We start from the raw sequence: 18185 nt of genomic DNA, 5'->3' as shown, positions 1-18185 counted from the left end.
CGTCTTAAGCCACACCTGAACGTGGGCACCATTGGTCACGTTGACCATGGTAAAACGACTCTGACCGCTGCTCTGACTCGTGTATGTCACGAAGTGTGGGGTACGGGTTCTGCGAGTGCATTCGATCAGATCGATAACGCACCGGAAGAGCGTGCGCGTGGTATTACCATTGCGACCTCCCACGTTGAGTACGATTCTCCAACCCGTCACTACGCACACGTAGACTGCCCGGGCCACGCTGACTATGTTAAAAACATGATCACAGGTGCGGCTCAGATGGACGGCGCGATTCTGGTTTGTTCTGCAGCTGACGGCCCCATGCCGCAGACGCGTGAGCACATCCTGTTGTCTCGTCAGGTGGGTGTACCTTTCATCGTTGTGTTCCTGAACAAAGCGGACATGGTTGACGATGAAGAGCTACTTGAGTTGGTAGAGATGGAAGTTCGCGAGCTGTTGAGCGCGTACGACTTCCCGGGTGACGACACCCCTATCATTACCGGTTCAGCGTTGATGGCTTTGCAGGGCAAAGACGACAACGAAATGGGTACCACCGCTGTTAAGAAGCTGGTAGAAGCTCTGGACGACTACATTCCTGAGCCTGAGCGTGCAATCGATCAGCCGTTCCTGCTGCCGATTGAGGATGTGTTCTCTATCTCTGGTCGTGGTACGGTTGTAACCGGTCGCGTAGAGCGCGGTATCGTTAAGGTGGGTGAGGAAGTCGAGATTGTTGGTATCAAGGATACCGTCAAGACTGTCTGCACCGGTGTTGAGATGTTCCGTAAGCTGCTAGACGAAGGTCGTGCAGGTGAGAACGTAGGTGTACTGCTTCGCGGCACCAAGCGTGACGACGTTGAGCGTGGTCAGGTTCTGTGTAAGCCGGGCAGCATTAAGCCGCACACCAAGTTTGAGTGTGAAGTGTACGTACTGAGCAAGGATGAGGGTGGTCGTCATACCCCATTCTTCAAGGGCTATCGTCCACAGTTCTACTTCCGTACCACTGACGTAACTGGTTCCTGTGAACTGCCGGAAGGCGTGGAAATGGTTATGCCAGGTGATAACGTGAAGATGGAAGTCACGCTGATTGCTCCGATCGCCATGGAAGATGGTCTGCGCTTCGCGATTCGTGAAGGCGGCCGTACTGTTGGTGCCGGCGTCGTCGCTAAGATCCTCGAGTAATACGCTCGTTGCATCAGGAAAAGGGGCTGATTTTGTCAGCCCCTTTTTCCGTTTCGGTCGCAACCGCTTCTCCCGATCTCGTCGATAACTAAGGTTGTTGACAGGGTTGGGTATTATGCATACAATGCGGCTCCTTTTTTTGAAGGTCGGCTAACTAGTAGCTGCTACGAGTGGAGTTTGGTGCATCATGCAAAGCCAAAAGATTCGAATCCGGTTGAAGGCGTTTGATTATCGTCTTATCGACCAGTCAACGCAGGAGATTGTCGATACCGCAAAGCGGACCGGCGCTCAAGTGCGTGGACCTATTCCTCTGCCGACGCGGAAGGAGAAGTACACTATTCTGGTTTCTCCGCACGTCAATAAAGACGCGCGTGACCAGTATGAAATTCGTACTCATAAGCGTTTGCTCGACATTGTTGAGCCGACGGAAAAGACAGTAGATGCTTTGATGAAGTTGGACCTGGCAGCAGGTGTAGACGTTCAGATTAGCCTCGGTTAATGCCACCCGGTATTAACCTGTGTAACTGTCCTAAGGCCATAGAGGGTGAGAGCCCCGTACACTTAGAGGTGAAACATGGCAATTGGTGTTGTCGGCCGTAAGGCTGGTATGACCCGTATTTTTACGGAAGACGGACGGGCTTTGCCTGTGACCGTAATTGAGGTTGATCCTAATCGCATCACTCAGCTCAAGACGCTTGAGAATGATGGCTATCGCGCTGTACAGGTAACGGTGGGTACGCGTCGTGCGTCTCGTGTTACTAAAGGCGAAGCAGGTCATTTTGCTAAAGCTGGCGTAGAGGCCGGTCGAGGAGTCTGGGAGTTTCGATTGGCTGACGGCGAAGGTGAAGACCTGGCCGCAGGCGGCGAAATTGCTGCAACCGTCTTTGAAGATGGTCAGCTTGTAGACGCTACTGGTCGATCCAAGGGTAAGGGTTTCCAGGGTGGCGTTAAGCGCTGGAACTTCTCCATGCAGGACGCTACGCATGGTAACTCCCTATCGCATCGTGCTCCGGGTTCTATTGGTCAGAACCAGACTCCGGGCAAGGTATTCAAGGGCAAAAAGATGGCGGGCCAGATGGGTAATGCGCAAGTAACTGTGCAAAACCTGAAAGTTGTCCGTGTCGACGCCGAGCGCAACCTCCTGTTGATTAGTGGTGCCGTCCCCGGCGCAACTGGCAGTGATGTTGTCATCAAGCCTGCACTTAAAGCCTGAGGAGCGGTTCGATGGAATTGACTATTACAGGTAGTGGCAAGGGAATTTCTGTTTCCGATGCTGCATTTGCCAAAGATTTTAACGAAGCTCTGGTTCATCAGGTAGTAACTGCCTACATGGCAGCTGGCCGTCAGGGAACCAAGGCTCAGAAAACCCGTTCAGAAGTCAGTGGTGGTGGTAAGAAGCCCTGGCGTCAGAAGGGCACAGGTCGCGCCCGTGCTGGTACAATCCGTAGCCCTATCTGGCGCTCCGGTGGTGTAACGTTTGCTGCCAAGCCTCGCGGTTTTGAGCAGAAAGTTAACCGTAAAATGTATCGCGCTGCGATGTGTTCTATTTTCTCCGAGCTGGTTCGTCAAGAGCGTCTGGTTTTGGTGGACGATTTCGCAGTAGACGCACCAAAGACCAAGGCCTTTACGGCCAAGCTGGCAGATCTAGGTGTTTCCAATGCCCTGATTCTGACAGAAAGTCTTGAGCAGAACTTGCATCTGGCCTCTCGCAACGTTCCTCACGTCGATGTGCGTGATGTTGCAGGTCTGGATCCGGTTAGCCTGGTCGCCTTCGAAAAGGTTGTGTTGACTGTTCCCGCTCTGAAGAAGATCGAGGAGATGCTGGGATGAATCAGGAACGTATTTACAAGGTCCTTCTTGGGCCTCACGTATCGGAGAAAGCCTCAATGGTTGCCGAGCATGGTCAGGTTGTTTTTCGGGTAGCCCCGGACGCCACCAAGCCGGAGATCAGGAAGGCTGTTGAGCAACTGTTCAACGTCACCGTAGAAGGTGTTCAAGTTCTGAATCGTAAGGGCAAGCTTAAGCGCACAGCCCGCGGGTTCGGCAAGCGTAATGACATTCGTAAGGCTTATGTAAAGCTGGCTGAAGGTCAGGACATCGATTTTCTGGATGTGGAATAAGGTAAAGGGGTCGTAATATGCCGATCGTCAAAACCAAGCCAACATCAGCCGGACGCCGTCACGTTGTAAAGCTGTACAACCCAGATTTACACAAAGGGCGCCCTTACGAACCGTTGGTCGAATCTCAAAGCAAGTCGGGTGGTCGTAATAACAACGGCCGTATCACTACCCGTCATATTGGTGGTGGCCATAAGCAGCACTACCGCATAATAGATTTCAAGCGGACTAAAGATGGTATTCCTGCGACAATCGAGCGCATTGAATACGATCCAAACCGCTCTGCGCACATCGCGCTGATCAAATATGCCGATGGCGAGCGTCGTTACATTATCGCTCCCAAAGGTATGCAGATTGGCGAGCCTGTGCGCTCAGGAATCGACGCGCCTATTAAGGTAGGAAGCACATTGCCACTGCGTAACATGCCGGTTGGTTCTGTGATCCATTGCGTTGAACTCAAGCCTGGTAAAGGTGCACAGTTGGCTCGCTCTGCGGGCGCATCCGTGCAACTTGTAGCTCGGGAAGGCGCTTACGCGACTATCCGTCTGCGCTCAGGTGAAATGCGAAAGGTGCTTGTAGATTGCCGTGCTACGTTGGGAGAAGTATCCAATAGTGAGCACAGTCTCAAGCGGCTTGGCAAAGCGGGTGCATCACGTTGGCGCGGTAAGCGCCCAACGGTTCGTGGTGTGGCTATGAACCCAGTTGACCACCCACATGGTGGTGGTGAAGGGCGTACCTCTGGCGGGCGTCACCCAGTTACTCCTTGGGGTGTTCCGACCAAAGGGCATAAGACTCGTAAGAACAAGCGTACTGACAAAATGATAGTACGTCGTCGTTCAGCCAAGTAAACGACCACATAGAGGTAAATGCTGTGCCACGTTCTTTAAAGAAAGGTCCTTTTATAGACCTGCATCTGTTGAAGAAGGTCGAGGCAGCTCTGGAAGCAAACGATAAGCGACCGATCAAAACCTGGTCCCGTCGCTCAACGATTTTTCCAGAGTTCGTAGGCTTGACCATTGCAGTCCACAACGGCAGGCAACACGTGCCGGTTTATGTAACCGAAGATATGGTCGGGCATAAACTTGGCGAGTTCGCGGCGACGCGCACTTATCGTGGCCACGCGGCCGACAAGAAAGCTAAACGCTGATTGTGAGGGGAATAGAAATGGAAGTAGCAGCCAAGTATAAGGGCGCTCGCCTCTCAGCTCAGAAAGCGCGTCTTGTCGCCGACCAGGTTCGCGGCAAGGCTGTTGAGGACGCCCTGAATATTTTGACTTTCAGCCCTAAGAAAGCGGCGGTGATTATCAAGAAAGCTCTTGAATCTGCCATCGCTAACGCTGAGCACAACGAAGGTCTAGACGTTGACGAACTGCGGGTTTCCACCGTTATGGTGGATGAGGGCCCAACGCTCAAGCGGATCAAGGCTCGAGCCAAGGGGCGCGCTGATCGAATTATGAAGCGCACCTGTCATATCACCGTCAAGGTCGCCGACAAGTAGGAGATGCTCAGATGGGTCATAAAGTAAATCCAATCGGCTTCCGCCTGGGTGTGATTAAAGAGCACAACTCAGTTTGGTATGCCGATAAAAAGGAATACGCAAAAAACCTGTTGAACGATATCCAGGTTCGCGAATTCCTCGACAAGCGTCTGGTTAAGGCGTCTGTTAGCAAGATTGTGATCGAGCGCCCTGCTCAGAACGCCCGTATCACGATTCATACTGCCCGCCCCGGTATTGTTATCGGTAAGAAGGGTGAAGATGTTGATCGTCTGCGTCGCGAAGTTGGCGAGATGATGGGTGTGCCTGTGCACATCAACATCGAAGAAGTCCGCAAGCCGGATCTGGATGCTCGCCTGGTAGCGCAAAATGTTGCCGGACAGCTGGAGCGTCGTGTGATGTTCCGTCGCGCTATGAAGCGTGCGGTGCAGAACGCTATGCGTCAGGGAGCCAAAGGCATCAAGATTCAGGTTGGTGGTCGTCTCGGGGGTGCTGAGATTGCGCGTTCCGAGTGGTATCGTGAAGGTCGTGTTCCTCTGCACACACTACGTGCAGATATTGATTACGCAACCTACGAAGCGCATACCACTTACGGCATTATCGGCGTCAAGGTATGGATCTTCAAAGGTGAGATTCTTGGTGGTATGGAACAGGTCCGTGCTGACAAGAAAGCCTCTGGGAAGAAAGGTTCTAAGTAAAGGGGCAATCTTATGCTGCAACCAAAACGCACCAAATTTCGCAAGGTAATGAAAGGCCGTAACACTGGTCTTGCTCACCGCGCCAACAAGGTGAGCTTCGGTGAATACGGATTGAAAGCGACAACCCGCGGGCGTATAACTGCGCGCCAGATAGAAGCGGCACGTCGTACCATGACACGTAAGATCAAGCGTGGCGGTAAGATCTGGATTCGGGTTTTCCCCGATAAGCCGATCACCGGTAAGCCGCTTGAAGTACGTATGGGTAAAGGTAAGGGTTCTGTCGAGTACTGGGTGGCTGAAATTCAGCCTGGCCGGATGCTCTACGAGATGGAAGGTGTTGCTGAAGATATCGCACGCGAAGCCTTCACACTCGCAGCGGCCAAATTGCCGGTACAGACCACCTTCGTAACGAGGACGGTGATGTGATGAAAGCAACAGAGCTGCGTGAAAAATCAGCCGAGGAGCTGAATAAGGAGCTGATCGACCTCCTGAAGGAGCAGTTCAACCTGCGCATGCGCAAGGCGACAGGTCAGCTCAATCAGTCTCACCTTCTCGTCGGGGTGAAGCGCGACATTGCTCGTGTGAAAACAGTATTGAACGAAAAGGCAGGACAGTGACATGACCGAAGCTACCCAAACTGCCAGAACTCTTAGCGGCAAGGTCGTAAGCAACAAGATGGAGAAATCCATCGTGGTGTTGGTCGAGCGTCAGGTGAAGCACCCTCTGTACGGTAAGTACATGAAGCGTTCAACCAAGATCCATGCTCACGATGAGAGCAACCAGTGCAATATCGGTGACACTGTGACCATTCAGGAAACCCGCCCGGTCTCTAAGACCAAAAGCTGGGCCCTGGTGGAAGTCACTGAACATGCATCCAAGGTGTAAATCGCCCGGAGAACAACCATGATTCAGACTCAGACAATGCTTGAAGTCGCGGATAACAGCGGTGCGCGTCAGGTGATGTGCATTAAGGTCCTGGGCGGTTCACATCGGCGTTACGCCAGCGTAGGGGATGTTATTAAAGTGACCGTAAAGGAAGCTATCCCCCGCGGAAAAGTGAAAAAGGGCCAGGTCCTGAAGGCTGTAGTAGTACGCACTCGCAAGGGTGTTCGTCGTCCTGATGGGTCGCTGATCCGTTTTGACGGTAATGCAGCTGTACTTCTGAACAATCAGGACGCGCCTATCGGTACCCGTATCTTCGGACCGGTTACCCGTGAGCTGCGAAATGAAAAGTTCATGAAAATTATCTCACTGGCACCCGAAGTACTTTAAAGGACCAGAGGCCGGTTATGAAAAAGATCAAACGAGATGACGAAGTAATCGTCACTACGGGGAAAGACAAAGGCAAACGTGGTAAAGTTCTGAAAGTTCAGGACGATGGTAAAGTGATTGTTTCTGGCATCAATATGATGAAGAAGCACACTAAGCCAAACCCGATGTTGGGCACCCCTGGTGGCATCGTCGAAAAAGAAGCACCTATCCAGGCTTCCAACGTAGCTATTTTTAATCCGCAGACCGGCAAAGCCGATCGTGTTGGCTTCCAGACAAAGGAAGACGGGGCGAAAACGCGGATCTTCAAAGCTACGAAAGAAGCTGTCGATAACCAGTAAGCGGTGGTGGTTACGATGCTTAATATGAAAGAGCAGTACAGCAAGGAAGTGGTACCCGCCCTGCAGAAAGAGTTCGGTTTCAAGAACATCATGCAGGTGCCGCGTATCGAAAAGATTACCCTGAACATGGGTGTCGGCGAAGCGGTTGGTGACAAGAAGCTGATTGAAAATGCTGTGGCGGATCTAGAGCGTCTGGCAGGTCAAAAGGTGGTTGTTACTACAGCGCGTAAATCCGTTGCGGGCTTTAAAATTCGTGAAGGTTGGCCGATTGGTTGCAAAGTTACACTGCGCGGTGAGCGTATGTGGGATTTCTTTGACCGTTTGGTTCACATTGCGGTTCCCCGTATTCGTGACTTCCGCGGTCTGAACCCCAAGTCCTTTGATGGGCGCGGTAACTACAGCATGGGTGTGCGTGAGCAGATCATCTTTCCGGAGATCGAGTACGACAAAGTCGACAAGATCCGCGGTTTGGATATCACCATTACCACTACTGCTGCTACCGACGACGAAGGTCGTGAGCTGCTGAAAGCTTTCGGCTTTCCGTTCAAGAAATAAAGGAACGAGAGTAATGGCTAAGGTTTCAATGAAAAACCGTGAGCTCAAGCGCGAGCAAACCGTTGCAAAATTTGCAGCGAAGCGTGCAGAGCTCAAGGCGATTATCAAGAACCCAAATACCAGCGATGATGACCGTTGGGACGCACAGATGAAGCTGCAGCAGCTTCCTCGTGATGCTTCTCCTTCGCGTCTTCGTAATCGTTGCCAGGTGACTGGTCGTCCCCACGGCGTTTTGCGTAAGTTCGAACTTTCCCGGATTAAACTCCGCGAGTACGGCATGCGTGGCGACGTTCCGGGCCTGACTAAAGCAAGCTGGTAAGATAGGTATCCTGACTTAGGTCAGGGTGCCTGTTGGTAAGCGGTGCGGCGCGCCGCTGCACAACTAAAAAGATCAGGAGAGTCATACTAATGAGTATGCAAGACACGCTTGCGGATATGGTAACTCGTATTCGCAACGCCCAGATGGCATCGAAAGCAGATGTTACGATGCCATCTTCTAAAATGAAGATCTCTGTAGCCCAGGTTCTCAAAGACGAAGGTTACGTTGCAGATTTTTCCGTTACAGCCGATGTAAAGCCTGAGCTTACTATCACGCTCAAGTATTTTGGTGGGAAGCCTGTTATTGAGCAGATTAAGCGCGTAAGTCGTCCAAGTCTGCGTCAGTATAAGGGTACAAGCGAGCTGCCGAAGGTATCCGGTGGTTTGGGAGTCGCGATTGTCTCTACGTCCAAGGGCGTTATGACAGACCGCGCCGCACGAGCTGCTGGCGTGGGTGGCGAAGTCATCTGCACCGTATTCTAGGAGAATCACATGTCCAGGGTTGCCAATAATCCTGTCGTGCTGCCTTCCGGTGTTGAGGTTAAGCTGAACGGACAGGAAATTAGTGTAAAAGGCTCCAAAGGAGCTCTAGATTTTTCTATTCACCAAGCGGTTGAAGTAAAGCAGGAAGAGAATGTTCTTCGCTTTGCTGCTCGTGATGGTGCCCAAAAGTCCCGCGCTCTTGCTGGAACAACCCGTGCGCTGGTCAACAACATGGTGACCGGTGTTTCCGCAGGCTGGGAGCGTAAGCTTCAGCTGATCGGTGTAGGTTACCGGGCTCAGGCGCAAGGTAAGAAGCTCAATCTGACACTGGGTTTTTCTCACCCGGTTGAGTATGAGCTGCCCGAGGGGATTACCGTTGAAACTCCGTCTAATACGGAAGTTGTCATTCGCGGTATCGACAAGCAACAGGTTGGCCACGTCGCTGCGGAAATCCGCGCGTTCCGTCCACCCGAGCCTTACAAGGGCAAGGGAGTTCGGTATGCGGATGAGCAGGTAAGACGCAAAGAAGCCAAGAAGAAATAAGGCGGGACTATGAGCGCGAATAACGAAAGATTGCGTCGCGCACGCAAAGTGCGCATGAAGATCCGTGAACTGGGTACGACACGTTTGTGCGTTCATCGCACTCCGCGTCATATGTACGCTCAGGTTACGACAGCAGATGGCAGTCAAGTTCTTGCCACTGCCTCCACGTTGGATAAGGAACTGCGCCAGGGTGCAACCGGTAACGTGGATGCTGCTAAAAAGGTTGGTCAGCTAATTGCTGAACGAGCCAAGGCGGCAGGTGTTGAGCAGGTCGCATTTGACCGCTCCGGTTACCGTTATCACGGCCGAGTTCAGGCTCTGGCCGACGCAGCCCGTGAAGCTGGCTTGCAATTCTAAGAGGTGGAGAAGATGAGCGTTAACGATCAGAAGGCGCCTGAGCTCCAGGAAAAGCTGGTTCAGGTGAATCGAGTTGCCAAAGTGGTCAAGGGCGGTCGCGTTTTTGCGTTTACCGCACTGAGCGTTGTAGGTGACGGGAAAGGGCGTGTCGGCTTCGGTCGCGGTAAGGCACGCGAAGTGCCAGTCGCAATCCAGAAGGCTATGGAAGCTGCGCGTAAAAACATGGTAGACGTACCGCTTGACGGAACTACACTGCAGTACGCGGTGCGAGCACAGCACGGCGGCTCTAAGGTGTACATGCAGCCAGCGTCTGAAGGTACAGGTATCATCGCCGGTGGCGCGATGCGTGCTGTATTGGAAGTTGCAGGGGTGCAGAACGTACTGTCAAAGTGTTACGGCTCTACCAACCCGGTGAACGTAGTACGTTCCACCATCAAGGGTCTTCAGGCAACTCAGGCGCCTGAAGATATTGCAGCCAAGCGCGGTAAATCCGTCGAAGAGATTCTGGGTTGAAGTCATGGCGAACGCAAATACGATCAAAGTAACTCTGACCCGCAGCCCAATTGGGTGTCAGCCTAAGCACAAGCTATGTGTGAAGGGTTTGGGTCTTCGTAAAATCGGTCATACCGTTGAAGTGGAAGATACCCCTTCCATTCGTGGCATGATCAACCGGGTTAGTTACCTGGTTCGGGTTGAGGAGAACTAAGATGCGTCTAAACGAACTTAGTCCAGAGCCTGGTTCACGTCCTTCTGCGAAACGCGTCGGTCGTGGTATCGGTAGCGGTCTCGGTAAAACCGGTGGCCGTGGTCACAAAGGTCTTAAATCCCGTTCCGGTGGCAGCGTTGCCCCCGGTTTCGAGGGTGGTCAGCAGCCTTTGGCTCGTCGTCTGCCGAAGTTCGGTTTCACATCGCGCCAACAGCGCTATGTTGCTGAGGTTCGCTTGAATGAGTTGGCCAAGGTTGAAGGCGATACCGTAGATCTTGCAGCCCTTAAGAAGGCTGACATTATCCGTGAGGAAATTCGCGAAGCTAAGGTTATTTTGTCCGGCGAGCTTGACCGTGCAGTAACTGTGAAGGGGCTTCGTGTAACCAAAGGCGCGCGCGAGGCAATTTCTGCCGCGGGTGGCAAAGTCGAAGACTAAGGCGAGTCGAGGACTAAATGGCCAAAAACGCATCATTGCCTGCGGGCGCGGGTAAGGGACTAGCAGAGCTGCGATCGCGGCTCTGGTTTGTCTTTCTGGCATTGTTGGTGTACCGGATCGGTGCCCACATCCCGGTGCCAGGTATTAACCCAGACCGGTTGGCAGCATTGTTCGAACAGAATCAGGGTACTATCCTGAGTATGTTCAACATGTTCTCAGGTGGTGCGCTTGAGCGCATGAGTATCTTCGCTCTCGGTATCATGCCGTATATCTCGGCCTCGATTATCATGCAGCTCATGACTGCGGTAAGTCCGCAGCTTGAGCAGCTGAAAAAAGAGGGTGAGGCTGGACGTCGTAAGATTAGCCAGTACACTCGGTACGGTACAGTCTTGCTGGCGCTGGTTCAGGGTTTCGGTATTTCTGTTGGTCTGGCCTCTCAGGGTGTCACCTTTAACGACAGTTTTAGCTTCCACTTTGTGGCGGTTGTTTCTTTCGTAAGTGGTGCGGTTTTTATGATGTGGCTTGGTGAGCAGATTACTGAGCGAGGTGTCGGTAACGGTATCTCACTGCTGATTTTCGCAGGTATTGTTGCCGGGCTACCCGGCGCAATCGGTCAGACTCTGGAGCAGGCCCGCAACGGTGAGATGAGTCTGTTGGTGGTTTTGGGTATCGGTATCCTTGCCATCGCAGTGGTTGGCTTTGTGGTCTTCATGGAGCGTGGGCAGCGGCGTCTGACCATTAACTATGCAAAGCGCCAACAAGGTCGCCGGGTTTTTGCTCAGCAATCCAGTCATTTGCCTTTGAAAGTCAATATGGCCGGGGTTATCCCGCCTATATTTGCTTCGTCCATACTGCTTTTCCCTGCATCGTTGGGGCAGTGGTTTGGTCAGGGTGAGGGGATGGAGTGGCTTAGTGATATTTCTCAGGCCTTGGCTCCAAGCCAGCCGTTATACATCATTCTGTTTGCGGCAGCGGTTGTTTTCTTCTGCTTCTTCTACACAGCACTGATGTATAATCCAAAAGAAGTTGCGGATAACCTCAAGCGCTCCGGCGCGTTTATACCGGGCATACGTCCAGGCGACCAAACTGCCAAGTACATAGATGGCGTTCTGACTCGTTTGACTTTGTTCGGTGCAATGTATATTGCAGCAGTCTCTCTGTTCCCTCAGTTCTTGATGGTGGCCGGGAATGTTCCGTTCTATTTGGGCGGCACCTCACTGCTGATTGTTGTAGTCGTGGTGATGGATTTCATGGCGCAGGTTCAGTCACACCTGATGTCGCATCAGTATGAATCACTGATGAAGAAGTCCAATCTCAAGGGCTATGGTCGGAACGGTTAAAACCGTTCCCCTTGAAAACTGGAGTCGACAATGAAAGTACGCGCTTCGGTAAAGAAAATTTGCCGTAACTGCAAAGTAATTCGTCGCAATGGCTCAGTAAGAGTCATTTGCTCGGAGCCTCGCCACAAGCAACGTCAGGGCTGATTCCTTCGGGAAACACTCTGGCTTGAAAACGAGGTTCGTAATGATAGCGCTTGACTCGATGCCGGGTCAGGCGCTATTATTTCGCGCCCCTTTTTTGTGGCGGAAAATTCACACAGCAAAGCTTTGAACGCGGAGTAATTTGGATGGCACGTATAGCCGGTGTCAATATACCCGATCACAAACATGCTGTTATCTCGCTGACCTACATCTTTGGTGTTGGCAAGACAACAGCCCAGAAGCTTTGCGATGCAACCGGCGTTAAGCCGGACGTCAAGGTCAAAGACCTGTCCGACGAGCAGCTTGAAACACTTCGTTCAGAAGTGGGTAAAGTTGTCGTTGAGGGCGATTTGCGTCGTGAAGTACAGATGAACATTAAGCGTTTGAAGGATCTCGGATGTCATCGTGGTCTGCGTCACCGTCATGGGCTTCCAGTCCGTGGCCAGCGCACTAAGACCAACGCACGCACCCGTAAAGGTCCACGCAAACCTATTCGTAAGTAACAGGTAGGCAAACATGGCAAAGCCAGGTACACGTACCCGTAAAAAGGTGAAAAAGACCGTTGTTGATGGCGTCGCACACGTACATGCGTCCTTCAATAACACGATCGTGACCATTTCTGACCGTCAGGGCAACGTCCTGTCCTGGGCCACTTCAGGTGGTTCTGGTTTCCGCGGGTCACGTAAGAGTACACCTTTTGCTGCGCAGGTAGCAGCTGAAAGAGCCGGTAACGCGGCTGCTGAATACGGCCTTAAAAACCTGGACGTAGAGGTTAAGGGTCCCGGGCCCGGACGTGAGTCTGCAGTTCGCGCTTTAAATTCGTGCGGCTACAAGATCACTAACATCACAGATGTGACGCCGATTCCCCATAACGGCTGTCGTCCGCCCAAAAAGCGCCGCGTCTAACACAGGAGACAGTGAAATATGGCTCGTTATATAGGCCCGAAGTGCAAGCTGTCTCGTCGTGAAGGGACAGACCTTTTTCTGAAGAGCGGAGTTCGCGCACTTGATACTAAGTGCAACATCGAAACCCCGCCCGGCATGCATGGTGCACGCCGCGGTCGTCTGTCTGAGTACGGCGTCCAGCTTCGTGAAAAGCAAAAAGTTCGTCGTATATACGGCGTTCTTGAGAAGCAATTTCGCAATTACTATAAAGAGGCGGCTCGTCTGAAAGGTGCAACTGGTGAAAACCTGCTGCAGATTCTCGAGACGCGTCTTGATAATGTTGCATACCGCATGGGTTTCGGTTCTACCCGTGCAGAGTCCCGTCAGCTCGTTTCACACAAGGCGATTCTGGTTAACGACAAAGTAGTGAATATTCCTTCCTACAAAGTTAAGCCAGGCGACGTTGTGAGTGTGCGTGAGAAGGCAAGAAATCAGCTGCGCGTTAAAGGCGCTCTTGAGTTGTCTGCAAGCCGTGCACCGGTGAGCTGGGTAGAGGTTGACGCCAATAAGATGTCAGGCGTTTACAAGTCAGTGCCAGAGCGTACTGAACTGCCGGCCGACATCAACGAGAACCTCATCGTCGAGCTTTACTCTAAGTAAAGCCTGATTTGCAACGTAAGTAGCAACGATAGCAGATAGGGGCGTCTATGCAGCGTTCAGTACATGAGTTATTGACACCTCGTACCATTGACGTGAAAGAATCGAGTGCAATGCGCGCTAAGGTAACGCTGGAGCCTCTTGAAAGAGGTTTTGGTCATACTTTGGGTAGTGCGCTGCGTCGTATTCTCTTGTCTTCGATGCCTGGCTGCGCTGTGACTGAAGCGCAGATTGATGGTGTCTTGCACGAGTACAGCGCCATTGAGGGTGTTCAGGAAGACGTTATTGAGATTCTTCTGAATCTCAAGGGCGTTGCGGTCAAGATGAACGGTCGGGACGACACTGAGCTGACACTCAGTAAGAAAGGCCCGGGCGTTGTAACAGCTGGCGATATTAAGCTGGATCATGATGTCGAGATTTCCAATCCAGATCATGTGATCTGTCACCTGAGTGAAAAGGGTGAAGTGAACATGCGTTTGCGCGTGGCACGCGGTCGGGGCTATGAGCCTGCAGATCAGCGCGGTCTCGAGGAAGATGAAACTCGCGCCATCGGCCGTCTGCAATTGGATGCCACCTTCAGCCCGGTTCGCCGTGTAGCTTATTCCGTGGAAAGTGCACGGGTTGAGCAGCGCACCGACTTGGACAAGTTGGTTATTGATCTGGAGACGAATGGCACTATTGATCCGGAAGAAGCAATTCGCCGGGCAGCCACGATTCTCCAGCAGCAACTGGCGGTATTTGTTGACTTTGATCATGAGAAAGAGCCAGAGCGCGTAGAGGAAGAGGAAGAAATTGATCCGATTCTGCTGCGTCCTGTCGATGATCTTGAGTTGACAGTACGCTCAGCTAACTGCTTGAAGGCTGAAAATATTTACTACATCGGCGATCTTATCCAGCGCACAGAAGTGGAGCTGTTGAAGACGCCTAACCTTGGTAAGAAGTCGCTCACCGAGATTAAGGACGTTTTGGCGTCTCGCGGTTTGTCTCTGGGAATGCGTCTTGATAACTGGCCACCGGCTAGCCTTCGTGGCGACGATCGGGTTTTGGGCGGTTGATTGCCGATTAGTTTAAGGTAAGGAATCAGAGCAATGCGTCATCGTAAAAGTGGTCGTAAGTTCAGCAGGACCAGTGCGCATCGCAAGGCCATGTTTCGTAACATGACTGCGTCACTGGTTGGTCATGAGCTGATTAAAACAACGCTACCGAAAGCTAAAGAGCTTCGTCGTGTAGCTGAGCCTTTGATCACGCTCGCCAAAGTAGATTCGGTAGCGAATCGTCGTCTGGCGTTTTCTCGCCTGCGCGACGACGCGGCGGTTGCTAAGCTGTTTAATGAGCTTGGCCCCCGTTACAATGAGCGTCCGGGTGGTTACCTTCGTATTCTGAAGTGTGGCTTCCGTGCAGGCGACAATGCCCCTATGGCATTTGTTGAGCTGGTAGGTCGTCCGTTGGACATCGAAGCAGAAGAAGTGGGCGAAGGCGACGAGTAATATCGTTGGCTAGTCTTAAAAAAACCGGGTGCCGTTGGTTCCCGGTTTTTTTGTGTCTAAAGTTTGGGTGTGGTTCGGCGGTACCTGCTCAGGGGGGCTGCTCCAGAGTGGTGGGTTTATTTTCTTTGGAAAAATTCCTCGCTGCGCTCAGGCATCTTTTCCCGGCAGAAAATGAACCCACCACCCCGGGCCGAACATTTGTGGTGCTAGATTCGTTTCTGTCCCAACATTGGTTTCAGGTATCGACCTGTGTGGGACTCGGGGTTTTCTGTAACCTCCTCAGGCGTGCCTTCCGCAATGATTTGACCGCCCCCTGAACCGCCTTCCGGGCCCAGATCGATGACCCAGTCTGCCGTTTTTATTACGTCCAAATTGTGCTCAATAACCACAATGGTGTTGCCGTGGTCCCGCAGTCTCTGCAGTACATTCAATAGTTGCTGGATGTCGTAGAAATGCAGGCCTGTGGTGGGCTCGTCGAGTATGTACAGGGTTTTGCCTGTGTCGCGCTTTGAGAGCTCTTTGGCGAGCTTTACTCGCTGGGCCTCGCCTCCAGACAGCGTGACAGCGCTCTGCCCAAGGCGAATGTAGGAGAGGCCTACGTCAATAAGTGTTTGCAGCTTTCTAGCGAGGAAGGGGACTGCATCGAAGAACTCCCGGCCCTCCTCTACCGTCATGCTTAACACTTCATTGATGTTCTTGCCCTTGTAGCGAACCTCAAGCGTTTCCCGGTTGTAGCGTTTGGCTTTACATACATCGCAGGGAACGTACACGTCTGGCAGAAAGTGCATCTCTACCTTGATCATGCCATCGCCTTGGCAGGCTTCGCAGCGGCCGCCTTTTACGTTAAACGAGAAGCGCCCCGGTTTGTAGCCCCTTGAACGGGCTTCCTGAGTTCCGGCGAAAAGTTCGCGGATGGGAGTGAACAGGCCGGTGTACGTGGCAGGGTTGGACCGGGGTGTACGGCCAATGGGGCTTTGATCTATGTCGATTACTTTATCCAGCTTGTCTAGGCCAGTCAGCCCTTTGTAAGGTGCAGTGTTTAGGGTGGTGGCTTTGTTTAGCTTGGCTGCTGCGACTGGATAGAGTGTGCTGTTTATTAGGGTAGATTTGCCAGAGCCCGACACGCCTGTTATGCAGGTCATGATTCCCAAAGGCAAGGTTAGCGTTACATTTTGCAAGTTATTGCCAGTGGCACCGGTCAGCGTAAGAGTTTCCCCATTCCCTTTATATCGGGTTGTCGGGATGGCGATTTCTTTTACGCCGCTGAGATATTGGCCGGTAAGGGAGTCGGGTTTTGCAAGAATGTCAGCAGGTGTGCCTTGAGCGATGATGTTGCCACCGTGGACGCCAGCGCCGGGTCCGATATCAATCACATGATCAGCCGCTCGGATAGCGTCTTCATCATGCTCGACCACTATGACGGTGTTTCCTAAGTCTCGAAGGTGGGTGAGGGTACTTAGAAGGCGGTCGTTATCTCTTTGGTGAAGCCCTATGGAAGGTTCATCCAGAATGTACATCACACCCACAAGGCCGGCGCCAATCTGGCTGGCCAACCTTATGCGTTGTGCTTCTCCGCCAGACAAAGTGTCAGCGCTACGTTCGAGTGTTAAATAATCTAGCCCAACATTCACAAGGAATTGGAGGCGTTGACGAACTTCCTTGGTTATCTTCTCCGCAATTTCACCTTTTCGGCCAGGCAAGTCGAGCGCATCAAAGTAGGAATATGCTTCGCCGATTGGAAGGCGTGTGATGTCGGAAATATTGCGCTCTTCAATAAAAACGTGACGGGCGCTGCGCCGAAGTCTGGAACCTTTGCAGTCTTTGCAGGGCTGTGTGCTTAGGTTGCGAGCCAACTCTTCGCGCATGCTTTGGGAGTCGGTTTCGCGGTAACGGCGTTCAAGGTTTGGAATAATACCCTCAAAGGAGTGCGCCCGCTCCATGATTTGACCGCGAGAATTCACGTAACGAAATGGAATTTCTTCAGAGCCGGATCCATAAAGGAGCATTGTTCGAAAGTGTTCCGGTAGTTCTTCCCAGGGGGTTTCGAGATCAATGCCATAGTGCTCGCCAATGCTACCCAGCATTTGGAAATAATAGACAGCTCGTCTATCCCAGCCTTTGATCGCACCAGCAGCAATTGTTGCCTCAGGATGTTGCACGATTTTCTCAGAATCAAAAAACTGCTTAACACCTAGTCCGTCGCAAGTGGGGCAGGCGCCTGCGGGGTTGTTGAAGGAAAATAGCTTGGGTTCAAGTTCGCTCAGCGCATAACCACATTGAGTGCACGCGTATTTCGCAGAAAAGGTTTGGTCCTGGTTCTCGTTTCCTGTTTCCGAATCCATTGGCGCAACAAGCGCTATCCCTTCGGCAAGCCCAAGCGCGGTCTCGAAACTTTCAGCCAATCGTTGCTCCAGGCCGGGCTTTACCTTAAATCGGTCAACGACCACATCAATCTGGTGCTTGCGTTTTTTGTCGAGAACTGGAACGTCATCGATGTCATAGACGGTTCCGTCTACGCGCAGTCGGATGAAGCCTTGGCTGCGCATAGTCTCTACAACCTGCAGGTGCTCTCCTTTGCGGTCGCGAATCACCGGGGCAAGAATCATCAGTTTGCTGTCTTCCGGCAGCGCGAGCACCTGATCAACCATCTGGCTAACGGTTTGCGCCTCCAGTGGCTGGCCGTGTTCCGGGCATCGCGGCTCGCCCGCGCGGGCGAACATCAGCCTTAAGTAATCGTATATTTCGGTGATAGTTCCGACTGTAGAGCGAGGGTTATGAGACGTTGATTTCTGCTCAATAGAGATTGCCGGTGAAAGGCCTTCGATGTGATCGACATCGGGCTTTTCCATCATCGAGAGGAACTGGCGGGCATAGGTGGATAGAGACTCCACATAGCGTCTCTGACCTTCGGCATAGAGCGTATCAAATGCCAGAGACGACTTGCCAGAGCCGGACAACCCAGTGATCACGATCAGTTTGTCCCTTGGGATATCCAGGTCGATGTTCTTCAGGTTGTGGGTACGTGCCCCTTTGATCTGGATATGATCCATAACACCTCGCTTGGAGAAAAAACGGAAATTATACCGCGTTACGTCGGCCGCGGCGAAAATGCCGGTTAACTAGTGCCGGTCCCCCGTTGAAGAACCTTCTGTTACAATGCGCCGCCTGCGGAACATATGTTC

General features: G+C 52.3%; 30 protein-coding genes. 29 read left to right on the top strand and 1 reads right to left on the bottom strand.

The features are described from left to right. The 29 genes from tuf to rplQ all read left to right on the top strand — a co-directional run. The coding region (tuf, locus tag MWU62_RS14710; protein WP_247115602.1) for an elongation factor Tu at positions 1–1176 on the top strand (1176 nt) is incomplete at its 5' end. Positions 1177–1363: 187 nt separating this feature from the next. After that, complete coding sequence (gene rpsJ / locus MWU62_RS14705) at positions 1364–1675, top strand: 30S ribosomal protein S10 (protein WP_041341420.1); 312 nt, start codon at positions 1364–1366, stop codon at positions 1673–1675. Between the two features lie 75 nt (positions 1676–1750). Further along, positions 1751–2389 (top strand): 50S ribosomal protein L3, encoded by a 639-nt coding sequence (gene rplC / locus MWU62_RS14700; protein WP_247115601.1) that lies wholly within the window; start codon positions 1751–1753, stop codon positions 2387–2389. Between the two features lie 11 nt (positions 2390–2400). After that, on the top strand, positions 2401–3006 hold the full coding sequence (gene rplD / locus MWU62_RS14695) for a 50S ribosomal protein L4 (RefSeq protein WP_247115600.1): 606 nt from the start codon (positions 2401–2403) through the stop codon (positions 3004–3006). After that, positions 3003–3296, top strand: a complete 294-nt coding sequence (gene rplW / locus MWU62_RS14690) for a 50S ribosomal protein L23 (protein WP_200204925.1) — start codon at positions 3003–3005, stop codon at positions 3294–3296. Before rplD ends, rplW begins: the two co-directional genes overlap by 4 nt. 17 nt (positions 3297–3313) lie before the next feature. Further along, the gene (gene rplB, locus MWU62_RS14685; protein ID WP_200366507.1) at positions 3314–4141 is read left to right on the top strand and encodes a 50S ribosomal protein L2; all 828 of its coding nucleotides are present in this window, start codon (positions 3314–3316) and stop codon (positions 4139–4141) included. A gap of 23 nt (positions 4142–4164) precedes the next feature. Beyond that, positions 4165–4440, top strand: a complete 276-nt coding sequence (gene rpsS / locus MWU62_RS14680) for a 30S ribosomal protein S19 (RefSeq protein WP_100689245.1) — start codon at positions 4165–4167, stop codon at positions 4438–4440. Positions 4441–4457: 17 nt separating this feature from the next. Next, the gene (gene rplV, locus MWU62_RS14675; protein WP_096784144.1) at positions 4458–4790 is read left to right on the top strand and encodes a 50S ribosomal protein L22; all 333 of its coding nucleotides are present in this window, start codon (positions 4458–4460) and stop codon (positions 4788–4790) included. An 11-nt stretch (positions 4791–4801) separates the two neighbouring features. After that, entirely contained in the window at positions 4802–5485 is a 684-nt protein-coding gene (rpsC, locus tag MWU62_RS14670) for a 30S ribosomal protein S3 (RefSeq protein ID WP_200204922.1), read from the top strand. A gap of 12 nt (positions 5486–5497) precedes the next feature. Then, the gene (gene rplP / locus MWU62_RS14665) at positions 5498–5911 is read left to right on the top strand and encodes a 50S ribosomal protein L16 (RefSeq protein ID WP_200366518.1); all 414 of its coding nucleotides are present in this window, start codon (positions 5498–5500) and stop codon (positions 5909–5911) included. Beyond that, entirely contained in the window at positions 5911–6102 is a 192-nt protein-coding gene (gene rpmC / locus MWU62_RS14660) for a 50S ribosomal protein L29 (protein ID WP_200366854.1), read from the top strand. The genes rplP and rpmC overlap by 1 nt, the downstream gene beginning before the upstream one ends. A 1-nt stretch (position 6103) precedes the next feature. Then, positions 6104–6370: a 30S ribosomal protein S17 gene (rpsQ, locus tag MWU62_RS14655; RefSeq protein ID WP_071267344.1), complete on the top strand. Its 267-nt coding sequence runs from the start codon at positions 6104–6106 to the stop codon at positions 6368–6370. A gap of 18 nt (positions 6371–6388) precedes the next feature. Then, complete coding sequence (gene rplN, locus MWU62_RS14650) at positions 6389–6757, top strand: 50S ribosomal protein L14 (protein WP_012139776.1); 369 nt, start codon at positions 6389–6391, stop codon at positions 6755–6757. A 17-nt stretch (positions 6758–6774) separates the two neighbouring features. Then, positions 6775–7095 (top strand): 50S ribosomal protein L24, encoded by a 321-nt coding sequence (gene rplX, locus MWU62_RS14645; protein WP_247115599.1) that lies wholly within the window; start codon positions 6775–6777, stop codon positions 7093–7095. A 15-nt stretch (positions 7096–7110) separates the two neighbouring features. Then, entirely contained in the window at positions 7111–7650 is a 540-nt protein-coding gene (gene rplE / locus MWU62_RS14640; protein WP_200366530.1) for a 50S ribosomal protein L5, read from the top strand. 13 nt (positions 7651–7663) lie between these two features. Beyond that, entirely contained in the window at positions 7664–7969 is a 306-nt protein-coding gene (rpsN, locus tag MWU62_RS14635) for a 30S ribosomal protein S14 (protein WP_041341451.1), read from the top strand. Positions 7970–8058: 89 nt separating this feature from the next. After that, on the top strand, positions 8059–8451 hold the full coding sequence (gene rpsH / locus MWU62_RS14630) for a 30S ribosomal protein S8 (RefSeq protein WP_200366539.1): 393 nt from the start codon (positions 8059–8061) through the stop codon (positions 8449–8451). Between the two features lie 9 nt (positions 8452–8460). Then, on the top strand, positions 8461–8994 hold the full coding sequence (gene rplF / locus MWU62_RS14625) for a 50S ribosomal protein L6 (protein ID WP_216007889.1): 534 nt from the start codon (positions 8461–8463) through the stop codon (positions 8992–8994). Positions 8995–9003: 9 nt separating this feature from the next. Continuing rightward, on the top strand, positions 9004–9351 hold the full coding sequence (gene rplR / locus MWU62_RS14620) for a 50S ribosomal protein L18 (RefSeq protein ID WP_100641175.1): 348 nt from the start codon (positions 9004–9006) through the stop codon (positions 9349–9351). A 12-nt stretch (positions 9352–9363) separates the two neighbouring features. Then, positions 9364–9864: a 30S ribosomal protein S5 gene (gene rpsE, locus MWU62_RS14615; protein WP_071267330.1), complete on the top strand. Its 501-nt coding sequence runs from the start codon at positions 9364–9366 to the stop codon at positions 9862–9864. Between the two features lie 4 nt (positions 9865–9868). After that, positions 9869–10057, top strand: coding sequence for a 50S ribosomal protein L30 (gene rpmD, locus MWU62_RS14610; protein ID WP_247115598.1), 189 nt, complete (start codon positions 9869–9871; stop codon positions 10055–10057). Between the two features lies 1 nt (position 10058). After that, the gene (gene rplO / locus MWU62_RS14605) at positions 10059–10493 is read left to right on the top strand and encodes a 50S ribosomal protein L15 (protein WP_200366543.1); all 435 of its coding nucleotides are present in this window, start codon (positions 10059–10061) and stop codon (positions 10491–10493) included. 17 nt (positions 10494–10510) lie between these two features. Then, on the top strand, positions 10511–11833 hold the full coding sequence (gene secY, locus MWU62_RS14600; protein WP_247115597.1) for a preprotein translocase subunit SecY: 1323 nt from the start codon (positions 10511–10513) through the stop codon (positions 11831–11833). A gap of 30 nt (positions 11834–11863) precedes the next feature. After that, positions 11864–11977: a 50S ribosomal protein L36 gene (gene rpmJ, locus MWU62_RS14595; RefSeq protein WP_008174902.1), complete on the top strand. Its 114-nt coding sequence runs from the start codon at positions 11864–11866 to the stop codon at positions 11975–11977. Between the two features lie 143 nt (positions 11978–12120). Further along, on the top strand, positions 12121–12477 hold the full coding sequence (gene rpsM, locus MWU62_RS14590; RefSeq protein ID WP_200366551.1) for a 30S ribosomal protein S13: 357 nt from the start codon (positions 12121–12123) through the stop codon (positions 12475–12477). A 13-nt stretch (positions 12478–12490) separates the two neighbouring features. Continuing rightward, entirely contained in the window at positions 12491–12880 is a 390-nt protein-coding gene (gene rpsK / locus MWU62_RS14585) for a 30S ribosomal protein S11 (protein WP_100641182.1), read from the top strand. A gap of 18 nt (positions 12881–12898) precedes the next feature. Next, positions 12899–13519 (top strand): 30S ribosomal protein S4, encoded by a 621-nt coding sequence (gene rpsD, locus MWU62_RS14580; RefSeq protein ID WP_247115596.1) that lies wholly within the window; start codon positions 12899–12901, stop codon positions 13517–13519. Positions 13520–13566: 47 nt separating this feature from the next. Next, complete coding sequence (rpoA, locus tag MWU62_RS14575) at positions 13567–14571, top strand: DNA-directed RNA polymerase subunit alpha (protein ID WP_200366562.1); 1005 nt, start codon at positions 13567–13569, stop codon at positions 14569–14571. A 33-nt stretch (positions 14572–14604) separates the two neighbouring features. Continuing rightward, entirely contained in the window at positions 14605–15003 is a 399-nt protein-coding gene (rplQ, locus tag MWU62_RS14570; protein ID WP_247115595.1) for a 50S ribosomal protein L17, read from the top strand. A gap of 206 nt (positions 15004–15209) precedes the next feature. On the opposite strand, the gene uvrA is transcribed toward rplQ, so the two are convergent. Next, the gene (uvrA, locus tag MWU62_RS14565) at positions 15210–18053 is read right to left on the bottom strand and encodes an excinuclease ABC subunit UvrA (RefSeq protein ID WP_247115594.1); all 2844 of its coding nucleotides are present in this window, start codon (positions 18051–18053) and stop codon (positions 15210–15212) included. Positions 18054–18185 lie beyond the last annotated feature (132 nt).

Origin of the sequence: Marinobacter sp. S6332 (assembly GCF_023016045.1) — a bacterium.
Lineage (GTDB): Bacteria > Pseudomonadota > Gammaproteobacteria > Pseudomonadales > Oleiphilaceae > Marinobacter.
Note: the sequence above shows the minus strand (reverse complement) of the source record. Positions and strands in the feature narration are given on the sequence as shown.

What these genes read in the sequence shown, in the direction of transcription:
- rpmD (WP_247115598.1), top strand. Translation starts at nt 9,869, where the DNA reads ATGGCGAACGCAAATACGATCAAAGTAACTCTGACCCGCAGCCCAATT.
- uvrA (WP_247115594.1), bottom strand. Translation starts at nt 18,053, where the DNA reads ATGGATCATATCCAGATCAAAGGGGCACGTACCCACAACCTGAAGAAC.
- rpsM (WP_200366551.1), top strand. Translation starts at nt 12,121, where the DNA reads ATGGCACGTATAGCCGGTGTCAATATACCCGATCACAAACATGCTGTT.
- rpsD (WP_247115596.1), top strand. Translation starts at nt 12,899, where the DNA reads ATGGCTCGTTATATAGGCCCGAAGTGCAAGCTGTCTCGTCGTGAAGGG.
- rpsE (WP_071267330.1), top strand. Translation starts at nt 9,364, where the DNA reads ATGAGCGTTAACGATCAGAAGGCGCCTGAGCTCCAGGAAAAGCTGGTT.
- rplB (WP_200366507.1), top strand. Translation starts at nt 3,314, where the DNA reads ATGCCGATCGTCAAAACCAAGCCAACATCAGCCGGACGCCGTCACGTT.
- secY (WP_247115597.1), top strand. Translation starts at nt 10,511, where the DNA reads ATGGCCAAAAACGCATCATTGCCTGCGGGCGCGGGTAAGGGACTAGCA.
- rpsQ (WP_071267344.1), top strand. Translation starts at nt 6,104, where the DNA reads ATGACCGAAGCTACCCAAACTGCCAGAACTCTTAGCGGCAAGGTCGTA.
- rplD (WP_247115600.1), top strand. Translation starts at nt 2,401, where the DNA reads ATGGAATTGACTATTACAGGTAGTGGCAAGGGAATTTCTGTTTCCGAT.
- rpmC (WP_200366854.1), top strand. Translation starts at nt 5,911, where the DNA reads ATGAAAGCAACAGAGCTGCGTGAAAAATCAGCCGAGGAGCTGAATAAG.
- rplN (WP_012139776.1), top strand. Translation starts at nt 6,389, where the DNA reads ATGATTCAGACTCAGACAATGCTTGAAGTCGCGGATAACAGCGGTGCG.
- rpsJ (WP_041341420.1), top strand. Translation starts at nt 1,364, where the DNA reads ATGCAAAGCCAAAAGATTCGAATCCGGTTGAAGGCGTTTGATTATCGT.
- rplO (WP_200366543.1), top strand. Translation starts at nt 10,059, where the DNA reads ATGCGTCTAAACGAACTTAGTCCAGAGCCTGGTTCACGTCCTTCTGCG.
- rplF (WP_216007889.1), top strand. Translation starts at nt 8,461, where the DNA reads ATGTCCAGGGTTGCCAATAATCCTGTCGTGCTGCCTTCCGGTGTTGAG.
- rplQ (WP_247115595.1), top strand. Translation starts at nt 14,605, where the DNA reads ATGCGTCATCGTAAAAGTGGTCGTAAGTTCAGCAGGACCAGTGCGCAT.
- rpsN (WP_041341451.1), top strand. Translation starts at nt 7,664, where the DNA reads ATGGCTAAGGTTTCAATGAAAAACCGTGAGCTCAAGCGCGAGCAAACC.
- rplE (WP_200366530.1), top strand. Translation starts at nt 7,111, where the DNA reads ATGCTTAATATGAAAGAGCAGTACAGCAAGGAAGTGGTACCCGCCCTG.
- rpsH (WP_200366539.1), top strand. Translation starts at nt 8,059, where the DNA reads ATGAGTATGCAAGACACGCTTGCGGATATGGTAACTCGTATTCGCAAC.
- rpmJ (WP_008174902.1), top strand. Translation starts at nt 11,864, where the DNA reads ATGAAAGTACGCGCTTCGGTAAAGAAAATTTGCCGTAACTGCAAAGTA.
- rplW (WP_200204925.1), top strand. Translation starts at nt 3,003, where the DNA reads ATGAATCAGGAACGTATTTACAAGGTCCTTCTTGGGCCTCACGTATCG.
- rplX (WP_247115599.1), top strand. Translation starts at nt 6,775, where the DNA reads ATGAAAAAGATCAAACGAGATGACGAAGTAATCGTCACTACGGGGAAA.
- rpsC (WP_200204922.1), top strand. Translation starts at nt 4,802, where the DNA reads ATGGGTCATAAAGTAAATCCAATCGGCTTCCGCCTGGGTGTGATTAAA.
- rpoA (WP_200366562.1), top strand. Translation starts at nt 13,567, where the DNA reads ATGCAGCGTTCAGTACATGAGTTATTGACACCTCGTACCATTGACGTG.
- rplC (WP_247115601.1), top strand. Translation starts at nt 1,751, where the DNA reads ATGGCAATTGGTGTTGTCGGCCGTAAGGCTGGTATGACCCGTATTTTT.
- rplR (WP_100641175.1), top strand. Translation starts at nt 9,004, where the DNA reads ATGAGCGCGAATAACGAAAGATTGCGTCGCGCACGCAAAGTGCGCATG.
- rpsK (WP_100641182.1), top strand. Translation starts at nt 12,491, where the DNA reads ATGGCAAAGCCAGGTACACGTACCCGTAAAAAGGTGAAAAAGACCGTT.
- rplP (WP_200366518.1), top strand. Translation starts at nt 5,498, where the DNA reads ATGCTGCAACCAAAACGCACCAAATTTCGCAAGGTAATGAAAGGCCGT.
- rplV (WP_096784144.1), top strand. Translation starts at nt 4,458, where the DNA reads ATGGAAGTAGCAGCCAAGTATAAGGGCGCTCGCCTCTCAGCTCAGAAA.